Origin of the sequence: Clostridium sp. DSM 17811 (assembly GCF_018861905.1) — a bacterium.
In the GTDB taxonomy this organism is placed as follows: domain Bacteria; phylum Bacillota; class Clostridia; order Clostridiales; family Clostridiaceae; genus Clostridium_AD; species Clostridium_AD frigoriphilum.
In genome coordinates, this window is record NZ_JAHLDU010000031.1 from 1 (window position 1) to 23104 (window position 23104).

The window sequence follows — 23104 nt, forward strand, 5'->3', positions numbered from 1 at the left end:
CCTGGGATATCTTAAAATGGTCTGTCCAAGCTATGCAGGAGAAAAATATTATAAGCAAGAATACGCAGTAACTGATAGAAGTTTGATTACTGCCTCTGGAATAGCTCCTCTTGAATTTACTTTGCACATATTGAAAATTCTAGAGGTGTTTTCACCACAAACCTTAGATTCTTGGTACAATCTTTATAAAACTCAAGATGCAAAATATTTCTTTGAGTTGATGAGCTCGATTCAATAGTAGAAAATTGAGTGAATCAAAGTTATTTATATAAATATAAAAGCATAAAACAATTTAAAGTTAAATATGTTAAATATTTGGATATTATTTCAATATACTGTATAATCAAATAAGGACACAATTGTAATTTATGGCGGTGCGAAGACTATATTATATAACAGGAGGATAAAACGTTGGGAAATGATTTTATAAATTTAAACGCAGATAATATTTCAAATGAGCATTTGTGCTGCGCTATTGCCGATAAAAAACATCAATATGGTGTTGCTGTAAAAAAGGCATGGATTGCAGATAGAATAGCGGAAGGCCATGTTTTTAGGAAACTCAATGAAAAGGGCAAGGTATTTATTGAATATACACCGCTTGAAAAAGCTTGGGTGCCTATTGTTGGTGATAATTATATATTTATCTATTGTCTTTGGGTTTCGGGAAGTTTCAAAGGAAAGGGCTATGGCAAAGAATTACTTGATTATTGTATAGCAGACGCAAAAAAACAAAGCAAGGCAGGTGTTTGCATTATTAGCTCTAAGAAGAAAAAACCTTTTCTCTCAGAGAAAAAGTTTATGCAGAAATTTGGATTTGAAACGGTAGATACCATTGATGGCGAGTATGAGCTTTTAGCGTTATCTTTTGACGGCTCAAAACCACAGTTTGCACCAACTGCAAAAACACAGAGAATAGATAGTGAAACTCTAACTATCTACTATGGTTTACAGTGCCCGTATATACCGAACTGCATAAAACAAATTGAAGCATATTGCAAGACAAATGACATTCCTATTGAATTAATAGCAGTTGACAGTTTAGAGAAATCAAAGAGACTTCCTTGTGTGTTTAATAACTGGACTGTGTTTTATAAAGGCAAATTTGAAACAGTGCATTTGCTCAATGAAGGATATTTGAAAAAAATGCTTGAAAGATCAACAAATTGAGACTTATCATTTGATATAAGGTTATAAATATTATTATAAATTAAGCAAATTTTCTTTCGCCCAATTTACAAGCAACTACAAGCATTAACATTGATAATCCTAGTATAATAGCAATGGGAGCGAATGCATCAGTGTTAACTACTCCTTGCTGTATTTTTTCAATAAATATAACTAACCACTTTGTTATTGTCGCATTACTTACGTATTTTAATAATGTAGGCATTTTATCCAAAGGTAAAAATGAGCCTCCAAGTAATGACATTATCACAGAAACTACTGATGCAATTAAACTTGCCTGCAGCTCGGTTTTACACAAATTAACAATTAGACAACTCAAACTTGTTGCAATAATGGCTATAGTTAATCCAATAAATAGTAGCTGTAATGCACTAATTCCAATATCAATAGGTAATATTGTTATTATAATAACCGAAATTATCACTTGTACAATTGTGTTTAGGAGATTATATAAAAATGTCCCTAATATATAGATAATCGGTTTATAGGGAGATACAAAAACCCTTTTTAATGTACCCTCTTTCTGATCCTTTATTAAATTGCAGGCGGATAAGGTACATGTTATTATTAATGTTAATAGTATATATCCTCCACCTCTTTGCGCTACAGTCATACTTTCGCTTAGCATTTCGGATAAAGTATCTTCAAATCCATGCAGATCACCATTAGCAAAATAACTCTTTATAATTTGTTCAATATTTTCTTTAACCTTATTGTCTAAGCAGATTACTTGGAAGGATTCATCCTTATTGAATTGAATTACAGCAGAATATTTAGCAAGAATCATGTCAGTATTAATACTATCTTCATTTGCTTTCTTTATAGTTAAACCTTTTATAGAAACAGCCTTTTCTTTAAATCTTGAATATTCATTCCCTGATCCTTTATCAATTACACCTATATTAATAGAAGGCTTCATAAGACTATTAATACCTAATGCAGCTATAACTGCAATGACTGGTATTAATACTGTTAATATCAATTTCTTTTTATATTTTAAGCTCTTTAAAAATTCATTCTTTGCTACTAATAATATACCCATTATAAGAACGACTCCTTTCTAAACTTTTTAATAGATCCAAAGGTAAATATTATACCTAAAGCTAGTATTATACCTGTAGCAATAAAATACAGCTTAGTGCTATGATCGTTATTCATTAGGAATATACCTTTGTTTATCCATGTTAATGGTGATATATAGCTTATAATCTCTATAACCTTTCCTAGAGATCCTATGGGAAAGAAAGTTCCACCTAGTAGTGCCATAATTAATATTGGAGTACTGATAAAATTTTTAACCTGCATAAAATCTTTTGTACTTACACCTATAAAAGTACCAATTGCACATGACATTAATCCAAGTATTGAAAATAGGATAAATATCTGTAAAAAATTATTATTATAATTCACACTAAATATATATTTGCATATAAACATTAAAATTAAATTGTAAAACATCATAGCAATCGTAGAAGGGATTATTTTAGATAATACTATAGCAGTCTTACTAATTGGTGCTATAATAAACCGTTCTCCACATTTATGCATACTTTCCTCTCTTGTAATATATACAAGAGTTACGGAGCTTAAAAATGTGCAAAATGGAATAATTACCATGCTATAGTAATAATATGAAGTTACTCCATTTTTACCTGAATAATAATTTGATGCCATGTATCCAAGTATTGCTATTAAAAATAATGGAAATATAGTTCCATACCCTATCAAAAAAGAATCCTTAATTCTCCTTTTCATACCCATATTAAATAATACCTTAAAACCACTCATGTCATCGCCTCCATTAATCTCTTAATTCTTTTCCAGTTAAGTGCAAGAAAATTTCCTCTATACTATTTAATCCACTTTCCTTATATTTTTTCTTAAGGTCATCTTTATCACCTTGTTCAATGATTATACCTTGGTCAATTATAATTAATCTTGAGCAAATGGACTCAACCTCTTCCATATAATGAGATATATATATTATTGTTGTTCCTTCATCTCGCAACTTTTTTGTTACTTCCAATATATTATTTCTTGACTGAGGATCTATACCAACCGTTGGCTCATCCATTATTAATAATTTGGGTCTGTGCACTATTGAACAAGCTATATTAAGACGTCGCTTCATACCACCTGAAAAAGAATCCGGATAATCCTTTCTTCTCTCCCAAAGACCTACATGCTCTAATGCTTCTTGAACATTTGTTTTCAACTTACTACCACTTAAGTCATATAAGGAACCAAAGAATTTTACATTATCATAAACAGAAAGATCCGAAAAAAATGCGATATCTTGTGGAACTAGACCTAGCTCTTTTTTAAATTCTCCTTTATTTTCTTTAACATCCTTATTTTTAAATAATACTGCACCTTCATCCATATTCAATATTGTAGCGATCATATTTATTGTAGTGCTTTTTCCAGCTCCATTAGGTCCTAGAAATCCAACGATTTCCTTAACTCCAATATCTAATGTTATTCCTTTTACCACCTGCTTTTCTCCAAAACTCTTTTTTAATCCCTTAATTTCTAAAATTTTTTCCAATTTTATTACCTCCTATATAAAACATTATATATACAACGTTTAGTATATACATTTAAAATTTAACAATGAATTATCATTGCTAAATAAATTTTTATTTTGTTTTTAAGATTAAATATAGTTTATTACTTATTTCCAATAACAGTTATTAGTTTTTCTAAAGCGTCCTTTGCATCATATGAATTATTTAATATGATATCCTTTAATTGATCTACACTTGCTTTATTGATATCAATATTTTTTTTATCCTTATCTTCCATTTCACTAAAGTGAAAATTCTTGATCATAACTTCATTTTTTTCACTCAATTTATAATATAAATCAAATTCTTCAATTAAGGCTTTACACCATTTGAGCTCATATTCATAGTTACATATTGTCATATCGAATGAAATTTTCTCAACTAGTGGACTGTCACCATTGATTTTTATATTTCTCCAGTAATTCCAATATTCTAAAGTTTTATTAAGCTCTTTCATATGTGCTTCAATTATCTTAATAGCTACATCCTTATCTAGTTTATTAAATGTGCTTGGTAGAATAAATTTGTCTATATTCAAAGGAACTAGTGGTTTATCTAGCTCTTTTTCAATAGCTTTCTTAAGCTCGTTTTTTCCTGAATCTGTAATTCTATAAATTCTTCTTATTCTTGAGCCTCTTGTCTCTTCTCTTACTAGCTCTATCTCACCAGCTTTTTCCATCTTGCTTAAAGCATAATATATAGAACCAGCTTTAATGTTAGTCCAGTTATCAAAACCACTTGCTTGTATAAACTTTTGAATTTCATATCCATGTGTATCTTTAATGTTTAAATAAAATAAAATTAGTATTTTAACCATATCTACTCCTTATATAGTATATGAATTTTGTGATATTAAAATTACATAAGTAACCTTTAATATTACAGTATACTAAACGTTGTATATTGTCAACATTATAATTATTATCAGAATAGCTTTAGAAAAGATGCAAAGAACTTACAGGTGTAGTACAAAATAAAAACCAAAATTCAGAAGTTAAGTGCAGCAGAATTTCTTTTTAAGCTGACAGGAATAGATATAAATATTTGTTCTTGCTGTGAATTTACTTTATCTTTGTTTCCTTCAGTACTAAATTAACCATCAAATCAACAAACTTGTCTCGTTGGTTAATCCACGGACTGTGTCCAGAATGTTCAAACCAGATAAACTCTTTATGAGGAGCTTTTAGTGCATTGAAATACTCCTCAGTCAATGCTGGTGGTGCGTCGATATCGTGGCGGCCTTCAATAAAGTAAACTGGAACATCTAATTTTATAGCTTGCTTACGTAGATCTACATTATATAACTGTGGATAGACATGATTAAAAGTAGTAACCAAGCCAAGTAGAAAATTTACTTTATCGTATAAACCATATTCAGGACCTGCTAGATCGCTAAATGTATTATAACCTGGTCTTTCAATTTTAGGGTTTTTTGTCATGTAATCACCTAAATACTGATTGTAAGAAGATACTTTCCAAACTACATCTTTACCATAGTATGGTGGCAGCCCTTGTTTCTTAAGTTTTCCAACCAGTTTTGTATCTCCCTGCGCTTTTGCCATCTTTAATGCTAGTTCATAGTCACGAATTTCAGTTTCAGCAAATGCAACCATCTGACCTGTACCAATAAAAGCAGAAAATAGTTCTGGGTAACGTTGTACAAGCAATATACCTAATGCACTCCCCCGTGATTCACCAAGTACATATATTTTTTTCTGTTTAAATCTTTGGCATAGATACTGTGTTAGTTCATGACCATCGGAAATGTATCGCTCAGGGGTAATTGATTTAAGCGGTATAGCCTTCATTGATTTACCCGACCCTGGTTGCTCCCAGTTAACAACCACATAGTTATCTTCAAGCTTTTTTAATTGTTCTCTAGTTGCAGCTAGTTGCGTTCCACCTGGCCCACCAGCTAGAAAAAGTAGTACCGGATTATTCTTATTTTTACCACGGATAGTTATCCATTGATTACTGCCACCTAGAGTTACTTTTTCTAAAATAGCAATACTACCCACTAATGGTTTGCCATTCTCCCCAAGTATAGGTGGAGTGTATGCCATCCACTGGCTGCATAGTATAGAAATAATATTTACAAATAGTAATGCTACTATTACAATAAGCTGTTTGCGCAGTTTCAAAAGCCAGGTCATTATTTTTGCTCTTGTACGGGTACAAACAGCAATAATTACTGTAATCAAAATTGAGATAACCAGAGTTGCTATTGTTACAGTCAGCGAAATAATCAATATGAACGCAAACCCTAACTCTATAGGAACAGTTTTCATCGTAAGCATAAGATATGGACGTATAACAATAGCATACAAAGCTATTATAAGTGCTGTGAGTAAGGGTAAAAGAAAACGTAGTTGAAGCAACCAATAGCTTTTCCGCCCATGAAGAACTGTTTCTTTTTTTAATATAGACTTCATCCTATCCTCCTTAACAAAACTTAATAATATTTACTGAGCATTTTTTATGAATACGAACTAACTTTTAAATAAATTGTACCATTTTTTGTTCCAGTTATTTTCTCTTGCTTTTTCTTCTTAATTTCCTCTCTTTTCTTCTTAATTTTCTCTCTTCTCTTTGTGAATGAATAACATTCCAAAAATCAGGTACTCTCATGTATATAACTATAGTTCTTCCTATAAATAAAAAAGTTAGCCTTAGAAGATAAGCTGTTGCATAATCTAATCCTATTTCTTGAGGTAAACTTGTAATTAAATGGCTCAAAATCGTTCTTATAGGAAGTGATATAATGAGAAAAAGAAGCATTTGCCAGCCACCTTTTATATAAAGATTTCCGTCTTCTTTTCGGTATATTTTTGTAATGAAGCCAGCAATAACACCACATATTAATCCAATTACTATAAGCATTATTATTCCTGGAGCTGCTTGTTCAATACCACCTTTGATTTTTTTAATCACTGAAATTGTAAGCCATATAAAAACTATTGGTAAAACAACATATTTTTTTGCTTTAAATCTCCTTTCAGCAACTTGAATATATATAATATATATAATTAATGAAATTACAATTACAATATTGCTTAATGGTGTTACTTGAAAATTACCCATTTTGAAACCTCCTTTTTAAATCATAAAAAAAATATACATCATAGAAAAACTAATGTAAATATCAAAATAGGTATGTCGTCATAGGGTATCAGTAAGTGGTTAAAAAAGGGCAGCAAGCTGTAGCTTACACCACAAATATTTATTCATTTACTACTTATCGGAATGACTAGTTAACTTTTTTATATTTTCCAATTTTACGTTAATTTCTTTTGCATCCTTTTTATATACCTGCCAACTTAAAAAACGGATTACCAAATAGATAACTGCAATTTCAATCGCAAATTTGGCTAACTGGATGTATTCCCCGGCAATCCCCAAAATATGAGCTAATAATAAAAGAATCACCTCAAGTGTAATGAAGTGAATGCAAATTCTGACACGTGTCTCTTTCCCACTCATTTCATTTGGAGAATAAAGAATAAAACTCGTCAGGTCACCTGCCAATGCGCCAATCATAACTGTATATAAGTCTTTTATGTTTAATGAAAATCCCGATTCACTGTTTAATGCTGTGACTACAAAAACAACTACCCCAAATATAACAAAATAATCCTTTATAAGCTTTTTTATAAATTCTGATACCTTCATGTTTTCTTCCTCCTACAATCCTAATCTTTTTTTTAGAACCGACACATATTGCCTAGATATGATAACTTTTTCTCCATTATCTAGAGTTGCCTCAAACCTGCCGCTTAGTGAGGGTTGTACAAAAGAAATTTTTGCAATGTTTACAATTGTTGACTTAGAGACACGAAAGAAATTTCTGAATTCAAATATTCCCTCCAGTTCATACAATTTCTGCTTTGATTCAAACACCTTTTCTTTGCAGTATATAAATACCTTATTGTCTACTGCCTCAAAATAAAATATATTTTCCCGCCTAATTCTATGTATAGTCTCTCCATCATAACCAATTAATACATCATTACTTGTCTGTAGTTGCTTTAGAATTTGCAAAACTTCGTCATCTAGTTCATGACATTTAATGATAATTTCCTCTTGCTTATTTTTATCAATTTCTTCAATAGATATTTTCATGGTTACCTCTTTCTTTATAGTTATTCAATCATACCATAATTACCATAAATTAAGTATATTTACAATTCTTTAGAAATTAGTAATTTCAGCGTCCCAGGAGATGATTTAATTAAGAATTTTGTTATTACTTTACATTCTCACAATTCAATAATTCCGATAATTTGACCTGAAAAGAACCCCCCAAATGGCGTTTTATGTTCAAATAATGACGTTTAAGGCTTTAAATATTGAATTATACCTATTTATAAAATATTATAAAATAAGTAATAAGTATTGTTTTATATTTAACAAACACATTCTAAAAAGGAGTTGATTGCTATTAAAAAGAAATTATATTTCATATTTATATTTATTTTTGTACTCTCTATCGTTGGGTGTTCAAGGACTACATCCACTACAATAAAAAAAACAAACCCTGTTAAGCCAACGGTTGTAGCTACACCTGTAATTAAAGCTAAACCAATTGAAAGCTCTACCATACCTGGTTTCGATAATACTACTGATATTAAACCTTACGGAAAGAGTATTCCAGTTCTACAGTACCACTCAATTAGCTATGATAAAGGTAATCCTATTTGTATTCCAATAAAAAAATTTGAGGAGCAAATGAAATATTTAAAGGATAACGGTTATTATACTATAACACTTACAAACTTGTATGAGTACCTTATGAATAATACTCCAATACCTAAAAAATCTGTAGTCATTACTTTTGATGATGGATATGATAATAATTATACGGCTATGTTTCCTGTTCTAAAAAAGTATAAATTTAAAGCAACAATTTTTGTAATTAGTTCCCTTATTGATGTACATAGCAATATGCTAACATCTAAACAACTTATAGAAATGGACAAATATGGTGTAGATATAGAAAGTCATACTGCACATCATGATAATTTAAAATTGATTTCTAAGGATAACCAACTAAAAACGTTAATTCAATCTAAAAAACATCTTGAAAAAACATTAAATAAAAAAATAAATTTCTTTGCATATCCTTATGGCGGGTTCAACAAAAACGCAATTGAGGCATTGAAAGAAGCTGGTTACAAAATGGCTTTCACCACTAAAAATGGCTGGTCCTCTAAAAAGAATGGTATATTTTCATTACATAGGGTATGGATAAGTGCTTCTGATAGTACGAAGGTATTTGGACGTAAAGTTTCTAAACCCAAAAAAAATATAGTAGACTCTTTTTCATTTTAACGATAATTCAGAAGGAAAGTCTCCCACTTCTATAAGTAGGAGTTATATATTAATTATATTTCCTCTCTGCAAACTACATGACTAAGCAACATACCAAATACAATAAGCACCAAAACCATACTTACCATAACTGCATATGGTCTCCAAATCCCCATGTCAAACTGAAATCCAGACACTTCATTTATAATTTTTGATGATACCAGTGGCAATGCATTTAAGATAAATCGGGAAAATTTCCACGGAAGCTTAATAAATAAAGCAAGCTCCAATCCTTATATATCAAGGCTCGGAGCTTGCTTTATGAGTTTAACTTAATTATTAATAGTTGAGGTTTTAGTTATGCTACTTGCCGGATCTATTAATGTAATACTGATTGGTTTAGAAGCATCATAGGAAGCTGCAAATGTTATAGTACCTGTCCCAGTTAATGGATCCAAGGTTATTGATGAATTTACAGATGCAGCTGCCTTTATTTGGGAAGCTGGAATTTTTTGAGTGATGTTTATACCAGCTGTATTTAATATTTTGTATTTGAATGTAGCTGTGTTATTCCCTGTATTTGTTAATTGAGTTGACACAAGATCAATTTTGGATACAGCTGAAGCATTTACCCCAGTTGGTCTAAGTGCAGTTGAATCAACAGTTATTGCAGTATTATCAGATTTTATGAGTGTAGCGCCATCAGTGCTATCACCAACCGCAACATATCCACCATCCGAAGTCTGCTGCACAGACTTAAACTTATCACCACACTTTGCGCCGCCGAAGCTCTTGAACCACTCGCTGGTTCCGCCTTTGTTGAATTTAACAAGAAGCATCTTCTCATATCCCGCTACAAGGTAGCCACCTGTTGAGAAAGATGTGCCTGCCGCTACATATCCACCATCCGAAGTCTGCTGTACACTACAGAACTCCGAGCCAGCAAAACCTGAGTCGCTAAAGTTCTTGATCCATTCAGTGGTGCCACTTTTGTTGAATTTGATGATAATCGCGCCACCTGTGCCTTTATTGCTAACTCCAGTAAAATCGCCGTCGGTTGACGCAGAATAAGCTGCTGCGATATACCCACCATCTGAAGTCTGCTGCACACTATTTAATCTATCACGATCCGAGCCGCCGACATCCTTGATCCATTCAGTAGCGCCGCTTTTATTGAATTTGATAAGAATAGCATCATCTGTACCTTTATTGCCAAATTTAGTATAACCCGCCGCGATATACCCACCGTCCGAAGTCTGCTGCACACTATCAAAGACATCGCTTTTCGTGCCTCCATTCTTGATCCATTCAGTGGTGCCATTTTTATCGAATTTTACAAGAATTGCGCCAGCGGAGCCCTTATTGCTAACTCCAGTAAAATCGCCGTTGCTGGACTCAGAATAACCCGCAGCTATATATCCGCCATCTAAGGTCTGCTGTACGGAATAAAATCTATCAATGTTTTTTCCTCCAATGTCCTTAATCCATTCGGTAGTACCGTTTTTGTTAAATTTGATGAGAGTCGCGTCGAGAGAGCCTTTATTACCAACTCCATCGAAATCACCGTCAGTTGACTCAGAACAACCCGCAGCGATATATCCGCCGTCCAAAGTCTGCTGCACACTATTAAACATATCACCTTTCGTGCCTCCGATAGATTTGATCCACCCAGTTGAACCATTGCTGTTGAACTTAACGAGGGTCGCATCATCTAAGCCTTTATGGCTAACTCCGGCAAAATCGCCGTCTGCTGATTGAAAGGAGCCCGCAGCGATGTACCCCCCATCAGAAGTTTGTTGCACCGAGTCGAACGTATCAAAACCCGTGTTACTACCGAGAGCCTTCATAAAGTTCGATGTGTTGGAGGACGTCGCAGCACCCGCCGTGTTTGTCATCCCCGCCATGAGTGCAAAGCACATGGTCAACGAAGCCAGCATCTTTTTCTTTTTCATTATCATATTAGTGTTTCACTCCTTACCATTTAAATTTTAGCGATATAAATAAAATTTCGTTTTGTCATTTTATTATACCATTAAATACTATTTTTACAATCTTATAGGAGTGCGATGAACATAGCCATCAATCGTAGATTTTGCAACATTGTATTCTTTTGAAAGGTGTTCTTCAACTCTAAAACCAATCAATTCATGTCATCCCGAAGCGCGTCAATAATATTTTCTTTTTTTATCTTGCTAATGGAATACAGCATTGTAATGAACACCACAAATAGCACGCTGAACACACTGATTCCAATACTGACCCATGGGAACACAAAATTGATATCCGCACCGCCGCCAACCATCCCTTTGTAAATCAGCCAAGAAGAGATTACCGATATGGGAAGCCCGAAAAGCAACGCCCTCATTCCATAAAAGGCACACTCAAAATTCATCATCTTTTGGAAATCGTGTTCAGACATCCCCATAGAGCGGAGCATGGCAAGCTCTCGCCGGCGCAGCTTGATATTAGTGGAAATTGTGTTGAACACATTAGCAATCGCAATCAGCGAAATCATAATTATAAAAGTATAAGCGAACACGTTGGCAATGAATACGTAATTGCGGCTCTCATCAAGCATTTTATTCACATTATACAAGGTATACTCGGATGTAATTCCCGCACCCTTAATCATCTTTTCCATTTCAGTCACCGATTTCGAAGAATTCTTTGACCTAAAGGTTAATCCCATATTCGCGTGGGTAGCAGGGGTTTCAAACTTCTCTTTTAGCTGATATGGGGCAACCATCATAAAAACGTATGGACTCGCCTTGTAAGAGTTCATTGGGAGCGGATCAATCGGATATGCATCAACAAACGTAATGTTTATATTTTGCGCCTGCTTTATCTTCGGCTTGTCATTTATTTCGGGAGCGATTGTAAAATTCATAGAACGACTTGCGAACATATCAATCATCTCGCTCTTCCCGTCTTTCGTGTTATCCACCTTTTTGACTTTCGCAACGGCGATCATTTTCGCATTTTGCCCGGTATATTCCTTTGCGGGCAAGCCCAAGCCTTTAATAAAATGCAGATATTCGCTGTCCTTAATAAACTGGATCTTCATTGGCAGATTAAGCGTTTTGTCCGGCAAATTATAACCCGCGTATTTCCGGTAACGGTCTGAAAAGTTGCTTGCCTTAACCGCACATGAATACGTCATAATCGCTTGATACGAGCTTTCGTAAACACCGTCGGCGGTTTTCAATTTGTCGTAAAGGCGAAATATTTCGCTTTTGTTCATGTCCTGCGTGGAAAAACAGATGTCATAGTCACTGCCCACTACTGACCGTTCCGCCGCCTGTTTCATATCCGTTACAAAAGCACTGGTCGATATAAAAAGCACTACGCTTAAAATTAGTGATAGCACAATGCTGCGATAACGTTTCTTGTTTCTTTTAAAATTTTTTAGCGCAAGGGTTCCCTCCAAACCGTAAATACGCTGCGCCAGTTTTGACGTCTTCACGGCTTTTGATTCAACTTTGACCTCGCTTGTCTGGCGAATGCTCTCCATAACAGGAGTGCTTGCGGCCTTCTTGGCCGGGATATAGGCCGAAATCAGAATCGTAACCATGCTGACCGCCGCCGCAACGACAATTACTGGGATGGAAACTGTCAATGTTAAAGGTACGTTACTGTACATAACGTTACCGAAATTCCCGGCGACAACGGAAATCACAAGCCTGATACTGCCTATACCAACAATAACGCCAATAGGTATGCCGATCGCACCAATGCAAAGTCCCTCAAACAGCACCGAATTTCGAAGCTGCCTCGCTGTGGCTCCAACCGACGAGAGAATCCCGAACTGGTGTGTGCGTTCGTTCAGCGATATATTGAACGAATTATAAATCAGAAAAATCGAGCCTATCATTATCAAGGCAAGCAAAATGCCGCCAACCGAGTACAGAAGCGAGTTGAACAACTTATCCTCCGAAAGACCCATGAAGCGCAACACATTATCGTTAAAGACATAGCTATGGCTTGCGGCCGTGCTGCTTGCGTAAGTGTGAACACCCCGCGGGTTTTTAAGCGTGACAAATAGGTTTAAGCTGTCCGCTTTGTCTTGTGTATCTGCTTTTGTTATCAAGGTGTATCCCGGTGCGGAAGATTCCTCAAAACTGGGTCTTTCGCAAATACCGACAATCGTGTAGGTTTTTTCGGCTTTTGGCACAAGAGTTTCTTTGACCATTCCTGGCTTGCTCCCCGAAATGTAAGGGTCGTGTTGACCGAGATTTTTGTTACCATTCATGCGGCTTCCAACAGCAAGTGAAAGCTTGTCGCCCACCTCGAATTTAACGCCGCCATTTGCCGCGACATGTGCTGGGACAAGAATCTCCCCACTGTTTTTCGGCAATCTGCCTGAAACAAGGGTTATGGGCAAGGTATCAAAGGCCTTCTTGCTAAATCCAGCTATAGAAAGATACGGCTTGTTGGGATTTTTCCCTCCCCCAAGTTTTGCGTAGCCAATATTTTCAAATGTTGCGGTGTTGTAAACTTCATTGTCGAGAGTTCGTTCCTGTGCGAAAGAGGAATCAACATTAAAATACTCCACGTGCCAGCCGCCGTATTTCTGGGCCGCTCCGTTTGCCAGATAGTTCAGCAGCGAAACGCCAAAGGTGGCTACGGCAGTGATCATGGCAGCGGACAGAACAACTCCGATAATCGTGACAATTGTCCGTGTGCGGCTCTTTTTCATGCCTTGCAGAGTAACTTTGTTAAAAATGTTCATGGTCTCACCCTCTCGTCTCGCACTACTTTTCCATCTGATATACCGATAATGCGGTCTGCTTGCAGGGCTATATTTTCGTCATGCGTGACGAGGAGCAGGGTCTGACTGTATTTTTTATTGCTTTCTTTCAGCAGCTTGATGATTTCATGTCCATTTCTGCTGTCCAAACTGCCCGTGGGTTCGTCGGCAAGCATGACTGCGGGGGCGTTCATCAAAGCACGTCCTATGGAAACGCGCTGTTGCTGACCGCCCGAAAGCTGGTTGGGTAAATGCGTTTTGCGGTCTTTTAGACCAAGCAGTTCGAGCAAGTCATTCAACCGTTCCTCGTTAACCTTGCGCTTGTCCATCAGGATAGGCAAGGTGATATTTTCCACCACAGTCAGGGTGGGAATGAGATTGTGAAACTGGTAAATCAGTCCGACTTGCCGCCTGCGGAAGATGGCGAGTTTTTCATTGTTTTTGGCATATACATCCTGCCCGTCCAAATACACCTTTCCACTTGTCGGCACGTCCACGCCGCCGATGATGTGAAGCAATGTGGATTTGCCGGAGCCTGAGGAGCCTATGATTGCAGTAAACTCCCCCTTTTCTATTGTAAGCGAAACATGGTCAAGCGCGTTAACTTGGTTTTCGCCCTTGCCGTAGATTTTGCATAAATTTTCAATTTTTAAAAACTCCATTATGTGAGTCTCCTTTCTCATGTCTTAACTATATAATAGAACCTTCAACTTAATTCTCTAATTCCTGCTGTGCGGCAGAACTAAGTACCATTTACAAATTTTAATAGCGCACAAAAATTAGTTTTACCTTAATAGACTTATACTAACTTTTTAAGGTTTTCCAGAAAGCTTCTTAAATGAAGCCACATATAAAACCATTCCTACTAGAGTAAATAGCAACCTACTCATTATAAAATCTGAAGACAAACTAAAAATAGGTTCACCGAGACTATCAACGGGTAGAACTGTAGGCATATAAGTCACATACCCTTTGGCGAAAATATCAATAAAAGGTGTGCTATTAAAACTTATCAATGACAAAATCAAAACAATTGGAATCCAAGCATAAAGCAAAGTTTGGCTTTTGCTGCCTAAAAACATACTCGTTCCAAAAACAAACACAAAAGTTGGAAGTAGTATTATTAAGATCGGCAATAAAAAGTTTTGAAAATTTGTAAAATCAAAAGTTATCTTGTAAAATGCCAAACTTATCAAAATACAACATATCGCAATAATTAAGTAAGAAATAAACAGAGCTAAACTTTTTGTAGCCAAATACTTTTTCTGTGGTAAAGACGTACATGAAGTAATTTCTCTTACTCTTTGTTCATTTCGAGAAAAAAGTCCTGTGCAAGAAAGCATTAGAATTATTAACATAATCGTATTTATGTCACACAAAAACTTGCAATAACTCCACTTAGAAAAAGGTGCCGTACCAGAAACGCCTTGTATTATTTCTGTATAGAGGTTAATAGCTGAAAAGAGAAGTGCAATTATGAAAGTTATCGCAAACATTTTCGAAAAAATTATTCTCTTTAGTTCGTATTTAAGAATTTTTATATCCATTGACAGCTACCTCCTTTTGACACCAGTAATATTTGAGAACTCAGAAAAAGATAGTTTTTTATCTTTTTTGTTATAATATTCTTTGTAAATAACTTTCATGGAATTAAAATAATTGTCTTCACCAATGTGATTATAAACATTGTAAACTGTCAGTGGTCCCAAAGCATAAATTTTATTAGCCTTTAAAAATAATGAGACGTTGTACTTTGGAAGCATTGATAATTTGTTCATGTATTCAGGATTTCTTCGATAAAAGTTTCGATTCAATTCATTTGTTCCTTCTTTCCACTTTTTCAGCAATAAATTTTCTGCATAATGTTTTCCAAATTTGTTTTTCAAGAATAAATAAGTGCTAAAATCCGCAAAAGCTTCATTTGACCATTCATCGTGATTTTTATCTATTTGATTATGGTTGTTTGCGTTAGATGCATCTATTCCACCACCCCACCATTGATGAGCAATTTCATGGGTCATCGTAGCAAAAGTGTCGGAAGAAGCCTGCGATAAATTCACGTTGGATTTCTTATTTAAACAATCTTCAGAAATACAAGAAACATTTCCTGCTTGAATTCCAGTTCCGCCCTTTACTCCTGATGTTACAACTACTTTAAGACTATCTCTACCTAGGGGCCCAAATTTTTCCGAAAAGAACGAGAATATATCCAGCGTGTCACTTCCCCTGGATTCAAATTCTTTTCTCGCAGCTAATGGATAAAAAAACTCCACATTTGTGCCCCTTACATTTCTTTCAAATATTCCATATCGTCCGGCTGTCAAAGATAAATCACTTAGTTTATCACAAGAAAAACTCCAAGTAGTAAAACCATCGTGCTCAGAAATTTTGCGATTTTTATCTCCCTCAGTTATGACTGTAAACTTTGAGTCTATTTTTATTGTCCCTTCAATAATCCTATCATTTTGTTTAACACAAACAACTGGAGCAATGTCTATATTGTGCCCTAGACTTACATAATTTTTGTTAACTCCTTGGGAAAAATCTCCATTTACACTTAAGGTTTTCGGTGTACCTGAATACCTTATACTTAGTTTAGCTTTAGTATTTTGGGGAATGCTTGTTTCAAAAACATTTCCACGTACTGCGCCATTCAAAATCTTGGACGAAACCTGTGTGTAGTTTATGTCTACATTGTCTAACTTGATCCCATTAATGTGGTAACCGTCTGCTAATTTAAAATATATGTTTTGAGGCTTATCAGTACCGTTTTGCAGTTCTTGAAAATAAACTCCGGTAGCATAATTTTTGTCTTTTTCTATCTTAAGATCTACAAATATATTTGAAGTTCCTATGATATTTGTGTTTACAGCCGTGTCATTTTTACCGCTAATCATTGTTGACGCCAAATCCGTAAGTGAAACTGATTGGAAAATTGGTTCATTTTGAAAAACAAAAAATATTCCAGAAAGAGAAATCAAAAAGCAAATCGGCAGCATCTTATATTTTCTACAGTTTTTAAAGAAAGATTTAAATAGTCCTTTTTCATAACATCTATCGCACAACATTCCGAATAAAAATATGGACACAGCTACCGATAATCCAAACAACCTATTCCAGAGCATTCCCAAAACAATATTTCCGCTTCCGAAATTTTCGGAAAATCCACTAGCTCCTGTCTGAACCCACATATATTGATAACTGATAGTTCCTGCCACAAAACTAAAAAGCACCGCTAAAAGCATAATAATGCAGGTTATATTAGCGTTTCTAAATATAAGATAAAATCCTGCGGTCATAAGAATTGTTAGCACAATCGAACCCAAAATTATTATGGAGTAACTGAGTAGGAAATAACTAAAATTGGTTAAACTACCCATGTTAAATATATAGTGAGGGATCATAATTATCATTGAACCGACTGTTGAAATAAGACCAGCACATATTAAGCCTGTAATTTTGGTTAAATTTATCTTTATAGAACTTGATATTGGTTCAATTATATAATTAACTCTAAACCTAAGTATTTTGTCAAACTCAAAAACTGTTAATGCAGTAAACGCAAGAGTTGAAAGTACTGCCCCTGCCTTTGTCGGAAAAAGTATCGTTTGAGATAAAAGAGTAGAGCTATTTATTCCCAATATCAACTTGCTAATATCTTCGGTAATGTAGGTTGAAAGTAGTGCACCAATCAAAGGAAAAACTGACGTAAGCAATATAATTATTTGAGTAAATCTGGACTTCAGAATCCGCTTTGTTTCATAGGCAAAAAATGCATTCCTCATTTAATGGACACCCCCATTGTGTATGACGTATGTGTACGCATCTTCCAGGGTAGGCTCTATCAGTGTAATAGAGCTTTCTATTTCTTTGCCAATAACACGACAAGAGATGCCATTACCGGTAAACAATTTGGATGTGATTTTGTACTTGCCTCCAATTCTTTTTTCTAAAGCCTCGTTATCCTTTTCCTCAATAAAACCAACATGTCCGTGTACAGCTTTTATTAAATCAGGCGAAGTTCCATCAAATAAAATCGTACCTTTATTAATGATTATGATTCTATTGCAAATGGCTTGTATATCATCGATGATGTGAGTGGAAAGTAATACTATTTTGTCGTTTGCAGTCTGTGAAAATATATTTCTGAATTTAATTCTTTCTTCTGGGTCAAGTCCAACTGTAGGTTCATCTAAAATGATAAGTTCAGGATTTCCAAGTAATATTTGTGCTATACCAACACGCTGCCTCTGACCCCCTGAAAGAGTTTTAATTTTTAAATTTCTTTTTTCTTGCAAATTAGCCTGTTCAATAGCGTGTCCGATAATATCTTTCACGTTGTTTTTAATTTCTTTTAATGCACACATGTAATCCAAAAACTCATAAACTGTTAATTCGTCATATAAACCAAAGCTTTGCGGCAAATAACCCAACTGCTTTCTGAGTTCTTTTTCGTGTTTTTGGATTGAATTACCATCAACAATTATTTCGCCGGATGTCGGTATTATCTGCGATACCAATAGTTTCATAAAGGTACTTTTTCCAGCACCGTTTGGACCCAAAAGTCCTATAAAACTCGGGTTGTTCACTTCCAAACTCACGTTACTTAGTGCCTTTTTTCCTGTTTTGTATGTCATACTCACGTTTTTGATACTGATTTTCATAACTACTGTTACACTCCTTTTTCATGGTTTACTCATATAATAGCACCTCCAACTTACATTTCTGTGACTTTTGTGTGAGAGATTAGTCACTTTGGGAAACGAATGGCAAATATCGCACCGCCCTGCGAGTGATTTTTTGCTGTAATCGTCCCTCCCTGCCGTGTTATAATCATCTTGCAGAGAGAAAGTCCAATCCCGTATCCTGTAGCGTTTGGGTTTTTCCCACGATAAAACCTGTCAAACAGGCAGGGTAAATCTTCTTTTTCAAAGCCCACGCCGCTGTCGTGGATGGCAATCTCGGTAAATAGTAGGTTGTCCGTGCAAATAATCTCAATCTTCCCGTTCTCGCCTGCGCTCTCCATGCAATTTTTGAGGATGTTTTGAATTGCTTCCGAAAGCCAACCTGAATCGCCTTGAATAATCATCCCTTTCGGTGCATCTATTTGAAAATCAATATCGTGCAGTTCCATTGGGATTAAAAACGGGCGAAGCGCGGCGCATATCAAGTTGTTTACATCTATCTGCTCGCTTTTAAGCACCACAATGCCCGCGTCCAAGCGGGATAATTTCAATAGGGAAGTAATCAGCCAATCCATCCGCACAAGCAATTCCTCTATTTCCCGCACAAATGCTTTCCGCTGGTTTTCATCAGGATTATTCGCAAGCAATGACAGAATGAGGTTAACGGATGTGAGCGGGGTTCGGAGTTGGTGGGCTATGTCGGCCAAGGAACCTGCAAGATGTTCTTTTTCTTTTTTTAGCACATCATTTTGCTCCCGAATGCGCAACGTCATTTTTGTTATCTCGCTGTGCAGAATGGAAAGTTCGCCCTCGTCCGATTCACCAATATAAAGATGGTCAACATTATGAAGCACAAGATCGATTTGATCTGAAATCCGCGCAATGCTTTTGTATCGAGCTTTGGTAAACACGAAAAACGCTGTGCCAAAGGCTACGACAGACGCAATGACAAGGATTCCCGCCAACCTATTTATTTCAAATCCCAGTATTACAACTACGGCGGCCATTAAGGAGAACAAAATGGTAAACTGCCGAAACTCTCTATTCCGAAGCATACTCGCCCCCCAATCTATACCCCGTACCGCGAACGGTCAGAATTATCTGCGGGCTTGCTGGGTTGTTCTCTATCTTCTCCCGCAAGCGTTTAATATACACGGTTAATGTATTATCATTGACAAATTCGCCCGCCGCATCCCACAATTCGTCAAGTAGCCTACCCCTCGTGATAATACTTTTGGGGCTTCCGATAAACACCAGCAACAAGCGGTACTCTAATGCTGAAAGGAAAACCTCGTTGCCATTTTTTTTCACAACGCCGCTTGCCGTATCGACATAAAGCCCGCGAATTTCAAAACCCGACCCAGAATGCCCACTTTTTCGCAGGGCAGTTCTAATTCGCGCAATTAATTCGCGCGGACGAAAAGGCTTGGTGATATAGTCGTCCGCGCCCATGTTCAGTCCGGTAACAACACTTGATTCATCGCCCGAAGCCGTCAGAAAGATAACGGGAACATCTTGCGTTTCTTTGATTTCCGTGCAAACCGTAAAGCCATTTCCATCAGGCAAAGAAATATCAATTAACGCCAAGTCAAATTTATTCCCGGCAAGTGCGGCAATGGCTTCACTCCGCGTAGGGGCGTGAGTGACTGTAAATCCCTCCGAGCGGAGCAAAAGCATAAGGTTTCTGGCGATTGCCTTATCGTCCTCAACCAAAAATATCCGTTTCATATATTTTCACCATCCTTTAGTTTACTGCGCCTATATCGCCCAGCAGAGCGATGGTACACTACTATTCTCTCTGTGATTCCCCAATTTTTCGCGGCTTCTTTTGTCGTTATATAATTCACGCATAACACCTCCATAACTCTATTGTATTTATTTTCACAGAAATTTACAAGCTGAGGTATAAAACAAAAAAATACAGGAGCCAACGGTCGGTTTAATAATATTAGTGGGTAAACATATTGGCAAAAAACAATACTCATTATAAAGAAAAAAGAAATGAACTACTTATAAAATTGTTGGATATTTTTATGAGTTATGGATATGAAAATACGACACTTTCATTGATTATAAAAGAAATTGGCATATCCACTTTACGGTAATAATAGTATAATAAAGCATATAGCTTACATAGTAGCTATAAAATATGATGTAGTTAGTGAGGTAATATATATGCCAAAGAGTATGTTAAAAAAGATTGAAAATATATCTAATAAAGCCGAGTACAATGACTATAAAAAGATTGTAGATGAGATAAATCATGTTAAATTTGACTCTTTAAATAAGGAGAAACTTTTATATAAATCAATAGAACTGAAAATGAAGGTTTCACAAGGAGTTTGTATTGATGAAATAATGATACAAGCCTTCGCACTTGTAAAAGAAGCAATTAGAATAGCCTTAGGCTTTGAGGCTTATGATGAGCAAATAATAGCTGGTATAGCAATGCATAGAGGAAGGCTTATTGAAATGCAGACAGGGGAAGGTAAAACAATAGCTGCAGTATTTCCTGCATATCTAAATGCACTTTCTGGCCTTGGTTGCCACATTCTTACTTTTAATGATTATCTTGCAGCTCGTGATGCAGTGTGGATGGGTCCAATATATGAAATGCTTGGGCTTAGAGTAGGTTTTGTGCAGGATAATATGAAAATGCAAGATAAACAAAAGGCTTATTTATGTGATGTTACTTATATAACAGCAAAAGTAGCTGGATTTGATTATCTAAGAGACTCAATTTGTTATGAAGAAAACGAATGTATCCAGCGTCCCTTTAATTTTGTTATTGTGGATGAAGCGGACTCTATAATAATTGATGAAGCAAAAATACCATTGGTAATTGCAGCAGGAGGATATCAAAATGATAATACTCTTTCGTCGACCATGGATATTATAAAAGGGCTTAAACCTAAAATTCATTATGACAAGGATGAGTATGAAAGAAATGCATTTCTAACAGAAATAGGATTAAACCTTGTGGAAGCGCAATTATGTTGTGATAATCTATACTCTGACGAAAATATTAAATTGCTTAATGAAGTACATAATACACTTTATGCGGAAGTTATATTAAAAAAGGACATAGATTATATTGTACGAGATGATAAAATCGAAATGGTAGATGAATTTACTGGGCGTATAGCAGAAAATAGGCATTGGCCAGATGAGATTCAAGAAGCTCTTGAGGCTAAGGAAAAACTTGAGTTTAAATCCAAGGGGAGAATTATGAATCAGATAACTCTTCAAAGTTTTATTATGCTTTATAAAAAGGTTGCTGGAATGACAGCCACAGCTATGGATTCTGCTGAGGAGATTAGCGAGTTTTATGGGCTTGAAGTATTTGTTATCCCTTCACATGTACCTTGCAACAGAATAGATTATCCAGATGTAATATTCACTCATAAGGAAGCAAAGTATAAGGCTTTAATAAATGAAATTACAAGCGTACATGCAACTGGACAACCTATTTTAATTGGAAATTCAAGTGTATTGGAATCAGACTACATGGCATTAAAATTAAAAAAGCTTGGTATTGAGTGCCAGGTCTTAAATGCTAAAAATGATGAGCTAGAAGCAGAAATCATTGAACAGGCAGGCGTAATAGGTGCAGTTACTGTTTCAACTAATATGGCTGGAAGAGGTGCTGACATAAAATTAGGTGGAACAAAATGCGAAAGTAAAGATAAGGTTATTGCTTTAGGTGGATTGTACGTTATTGGGACAAACAGATACGAGAGTAAGCGTATTGATAAGCAACTTAGAGGTAGGGCTGGTCGTCAAGGTGATGTTGGCATGTTCAGGTTCTTTATAAGCCTAGAAGATGATTTGATTAAAAAGTATGGTATTGATAAAATAATTCCTGCATATATTAGACCCAAAAATCAAGAAGAACCAATTGATGACCCTAGAATAGCACGTAAGATAAACCAGGTACAGAGAATTATTCAAGGGCAGAATTCTGATTTGCGTAGAGCTCTATGGAAATATTCTTCATTATTAGAAAGACATAGGCTCCAGGTATATCATAGGCGGTTGGAAATACTAGAGGATATTGATCCCCTTAATGTGCTAGAAAATGAAAATCAAAAACTTTATGAAAAATTAAATACACTATTTGGTGAAAAATGTATAAATAAACTTGAAAAACAAGTGGCTTTATATAATATAGATGAAAGCTTTGCTAATTACCTGGCTGAGGTAGTCATTATTCAAGAGGGCATAAATTTAAACATCATTGGCGGTAAGAACCCTTTTAGGGAACTTCAAAGAGAAACAAATTTATGCTTTAATACTTTGCAGCAGGACATATTAGAAAATATTTTAATGGACTTTACCAATATGGAATTATCTGAAAGTGGACTCTCAAGCTTACGCGAGCGAATAGAACCGCCTACATCCACTTGGACTTATCTTGTTAAAGACAATGCTATTATGGATTCGCTTAGTTCGATACTAACCGGAAGTTTAGGTGGTGGAAGTGTTCGTATTGCAACATTTGCAGGAGCGCCTATTGTATCTATAATAAGATTCATTAAAAAAAGTTCAATATCTATAAAAAATAAATTTAAATAATAAAACCATGATCCATTTTTATAAAATAACGAGTT

Annotated in this window: 22 protein-coding genes and 2 pseudogenes; 6 read left to right on the forward strand and 18 right to left on the reverse strand. The window is 35.4% G+C overall.

Features of this window, described 5'->3' with window-relative positions:
- A pseudogene (locus KPL44_RS21475) lies at positions 1 to 238 on the forward strand (glutamine amidotransferase); the annotation flags it as partial.
- A 173-nt stretch (positions 239 to 411) separates the two neighbouring features.
- Entirely contained in the window at positions 412 to 1170 is a 759-nt protein-coding gene (locus KPL44_RS21480; protein WP_216254639.1) for a GNAT family N-acetyltransferase, read from the forward strand.
- Between the two features lie 40 nt (positions 1171 to 1210).
- Here KPL44_RS21480 and KPL44_RS21485 read toward each other — a convergent pair whose 3' ends face one another.
- From KPL44_RS21485 to KPL44_RS21500, 4 genes are all read right to left on the reverse strand, one after another.
- The gene (locus tag KPL44_RS21485; protein ID WP_216254642.1) at positions 1211 to 2230 is read right to left on the reverse strand and encodes an ABC transporter permease; all 1020 of its coding nucleotides are present in this window, start codon (positions 2228 to 2230) and stop codon (positions 1211 to 1213) included.
- The gene (locus KPL44_RS21490) at positions 2230 to 2976 is read right to left on the reverse strand and encodes an ABC transporter permease (RefSeq protein WP_216254645.1); all 747 of its coding nucleotides are present in this window, start codon (positions 2974 to 2976) and stop codon (positions 2230 to 2232) included. Before KPL44_RS21490 ends, KPL44_RS21485 begins: the two co-directional genes overlap by 1 nt.
- Positions 2977 to 2989: 13 nt before the next feature.
- A complete protein-coding gene (locus tag KPL44_RS21495) occupies positions 2990 to 3736 on the reverse strand; it encodes an ABC transporter ATP-binding protein (RefSeq protein WP_216254648.1) in 747 nt (248 codons plus the stop codon).
- Between the two features lie 122 nt (positions 3737 to 3858).
- Positions 3859 to 4572, reverse strand: a complete 714-nt coding sequence (locus tag KPL44_RS21500) for a PadR family transcriptional regulator (protein WP_216254653.1) — start codon at positions 4570 to 4572, stop codon at positions 3859 to 3861.
- A gap of 122 nt (positions 4573 to 4694) precedes the next feature.
- On the opposite strand from KPL44_RS21500, the pseudogene KPL44_RS26225 reads away from it, so the two are divergent.
- Positions 4695 to 4812, forward strand: a pseudogene (locus KPL44_RS26225) (IS91 family transposase); the annotation flags it as partial.
- Between the two features lie 4 nt (positions 4813 to 4816).
- Here KPL44_RS26225 and KPL44_RS21505 read toward each other — a convergent pair.
- Entirely contained in the window at positions 4817 to 5818 is a 1002-nt protein-coding gene (locus tag KPL44_RS21505) for an alpha/beta fold hydrolase (RefSeq protein ID WP_253201896.1), read from the reverse strand.
- Between the two features lie 64 nt (positions 5819 to 5882).
- On the opposite strand from KPL44_RS21505, the gene KPL44_RS25535 reads away from it, so the two are divergent.
- Positions 5883 to 6128 (forward strand): hypothetical protein, encoded by a 246-nt coding sequence (locus KPL44_RS25535; protein ID WP_253201897.1) that lies wholly within the window; start codon positions 5883 to 5885, stop codon positions 6126 to 6128.
- 153 nt (positions 6129 to 6281) lie between these two features.
- Here KPL44_RS25535 and KPL44_RS21510 read toward each other — a convergent pair whose 3' ends face one another.
- From KPL44_RS21510 to KPL44_RS21520, 3 genes are all read right to left on the reverse strand, one after another.
- Positions 6282 to 6836: a hypothetical protein gene (locus KPL44_RS21510; protein WP_216254659.1), complete on the reverse strand. Its 555-nt coding sequence runs from the start codon at positions 6834 to 6836 to the stop codon at positions 6282 to 6284.
- Positions 6837 to 6986: 150 nt separating this feature from the next.
- A complete protein-coding gene (locus KPL44_RS21515; RefSeq protein WP_216254675.1) occupies positions 6987 to 7424 on the reverse strand; it encodes a DUF3021 family protein in 438 nt (145 codons plus the stop codon).
- A 12-nt stretch (positions 7425 to 7436) separates the two neighbouring features.
- The gene (locus KPL44_RS21520; protein ID WP_216254677.1) at positions 7437 to 7874 is read right to left on the reverse strand and encodes a LytTR family DNA-binding domain-containing protein; all 438 of its coding nucleotides are present in this window, start codon (positions 7872 to 7874) and stop codon (positions 7437 to 7439) included.
- Between the two features lie 309 nt (positions 7875 to 8183).
- Between KPL44_RS21520 and KPL44_RS21525 the strand changes: the two genes are divergently transcribed.
- Positions 8184 to 9083, forward strand: a complete 900-nt coding sequence (locus KPL44_RS21525) for a polysaccharide deacetylase family protein (RefSeq protein ID WP_253201898.1) — start codon at positions 8184 to 8186, stop codon at positions 9081 to 9083.
- Between the two features lie 53 nt (positions 9084 to 9136).
- On the opposite strand, the gene KPL44_RS21530 is transcribed toward KPL44_RS21525, so the two are convergent.
- From KPL44_RS21530 to KPL44_RS25920, 10 genes are all read right to left on the reverse strand, one after another.
- Positions 9137 to 9352 carry a hypothetical protein gene (locus KPL44_RS21530; RefSeq protein WP_216254680.1) on the reverse strand — a complete coding sequence of 72 codons (216 nt, stop codon included), beginning with the start codon at positions 9350 to 9352 and terminating at the stop codon, positions 9137 to 9139.
- 42 nt (positions 9353 to 9394) lie between these two features.
- The gene (locus tag KPL44_RS21535; RefSeq protein WP_216254684.1) at positions 9395 to 10327 is read right to left on the reverse strand and encodes a hypothetical protein; all 933 of its coding nucleotides are present in this window, start codon (positions 10325 to 10327) and stop codon (positions 9395 to 9397) included.
- Between the two features lie 875 nt (positions 10328 to 11202).
- On the reverse strand, positions 11203 to 13791 hold the full coding sequence (locus tag KPL44_RS21540; protein ID WP_216254687.1) for an ABC transporter permease: 2589 nt from the start codon (positions 13789 to 13791) through the stop codon (positions 11203 to 11205).
- The gene (locus tag KPL44_RS21545) at positions 13788 to 14471 is read right to left on the reverse strand and encodes an ABC transporter ATP-binding protein (protein ID WP_216254689.1); all 684 of its coding nucleotides are present in this window, start codon (positions 14469 to 14471) and stop codon (positions 13788 to 13790) included. Before KPL44_RS21545 ends, KPL44_RS21540 begins: the two co-directional genes overlap by 4 nt.
- 150 nt (positions 14472 to 14621) lie before the next feature.
- Complete coding sequence (locus tag KPL44_RS21550; protein ID WP_216254692.1) at positions 14622 to 15356, reverse strand: hypothetical protein; 735 nt, start codon at positions 15354 to 15356, stop codon at positions 14622 to 14624.
- Between the two features lie 6 nt (positions 15357 to 15362).
- Entirely contained in the window at positions 15363 to 17594 is a 2232-nt protein-coding gene (locus KPL44_RS21555; RefSeq protein WP_216254695.1) for a hypothetical protein, read from the reverse strand.
- Positions 17595 to 18473 carry an ATP-binding cassette domain-containing protein gene (locus KPL44_RS21560; RefSeq protein ID WP_216254697.1) on the reverse strand — a complete coding sequence of 293 codons (879 nt, stop codon included), beginning with the start codon at positions 18471 to 18473 and terminating at the stop codon, positions 17595 to 17597.
- A gap of 86 nt (positions 18474 to 18559) precedes the next feature.
- Entirely contained in the window at positions 18560 to 19549 is a 990-nt protein-coding gene (locus tag KPL44_RS21565) for a sensor histidine kinase (protein WP_216254700.1), read from the reverse strand.
- Positions 19536 to 20222 (reverse strand): response regulator transcription factor, encoded by a 687-nt coding sequence (locus KPL44_RS21570; protein ID WP_216254703.1) that lies wholly within the window; start codon positions 20220 to 20222, stop codon positions 19536 to 19538. The genes KPL44_RS21565 and KPL44_RS21570 overlap by 14 nt, the downstream gene beginning before the upstream one ends.
- On the reverse strand, positions 20219 to 20341 hold the full coding sequence (locus KPL44_RS25920; RefSeq protein WP_301182988.1) for a hypothetical protein: 123 nt from the start codon (positions 20339 to 20341) through the stop codon (positions 20219 to 20221). The genes KPL44_RS21570 and KPL44_RS25920 overlap by 4 nt, the downstream gene beginning before the upstream one ends.
- A 328-nt stretch (positions 20342 to 20669) precedes the next feature.
- Between KPL44_RS25920 and KPL44_RS21580 the strand changes: the two genes are divergently transcribed.
- Positions 20670 to 23069 carry a preprotein translocase subunit SecA gene (locus tag KPL44_RS21580; protein WP_216254706.1) on the forward strand — a complete coding sequence of 800 codons (2400 nt, stop codon included), beginning with the start codon at positions 20670 to 20672 and terminating at the stop codon, positions 23067 to 23069.
- Positions 23070 to 23104 lie beyond the last annotated feature (35 nt).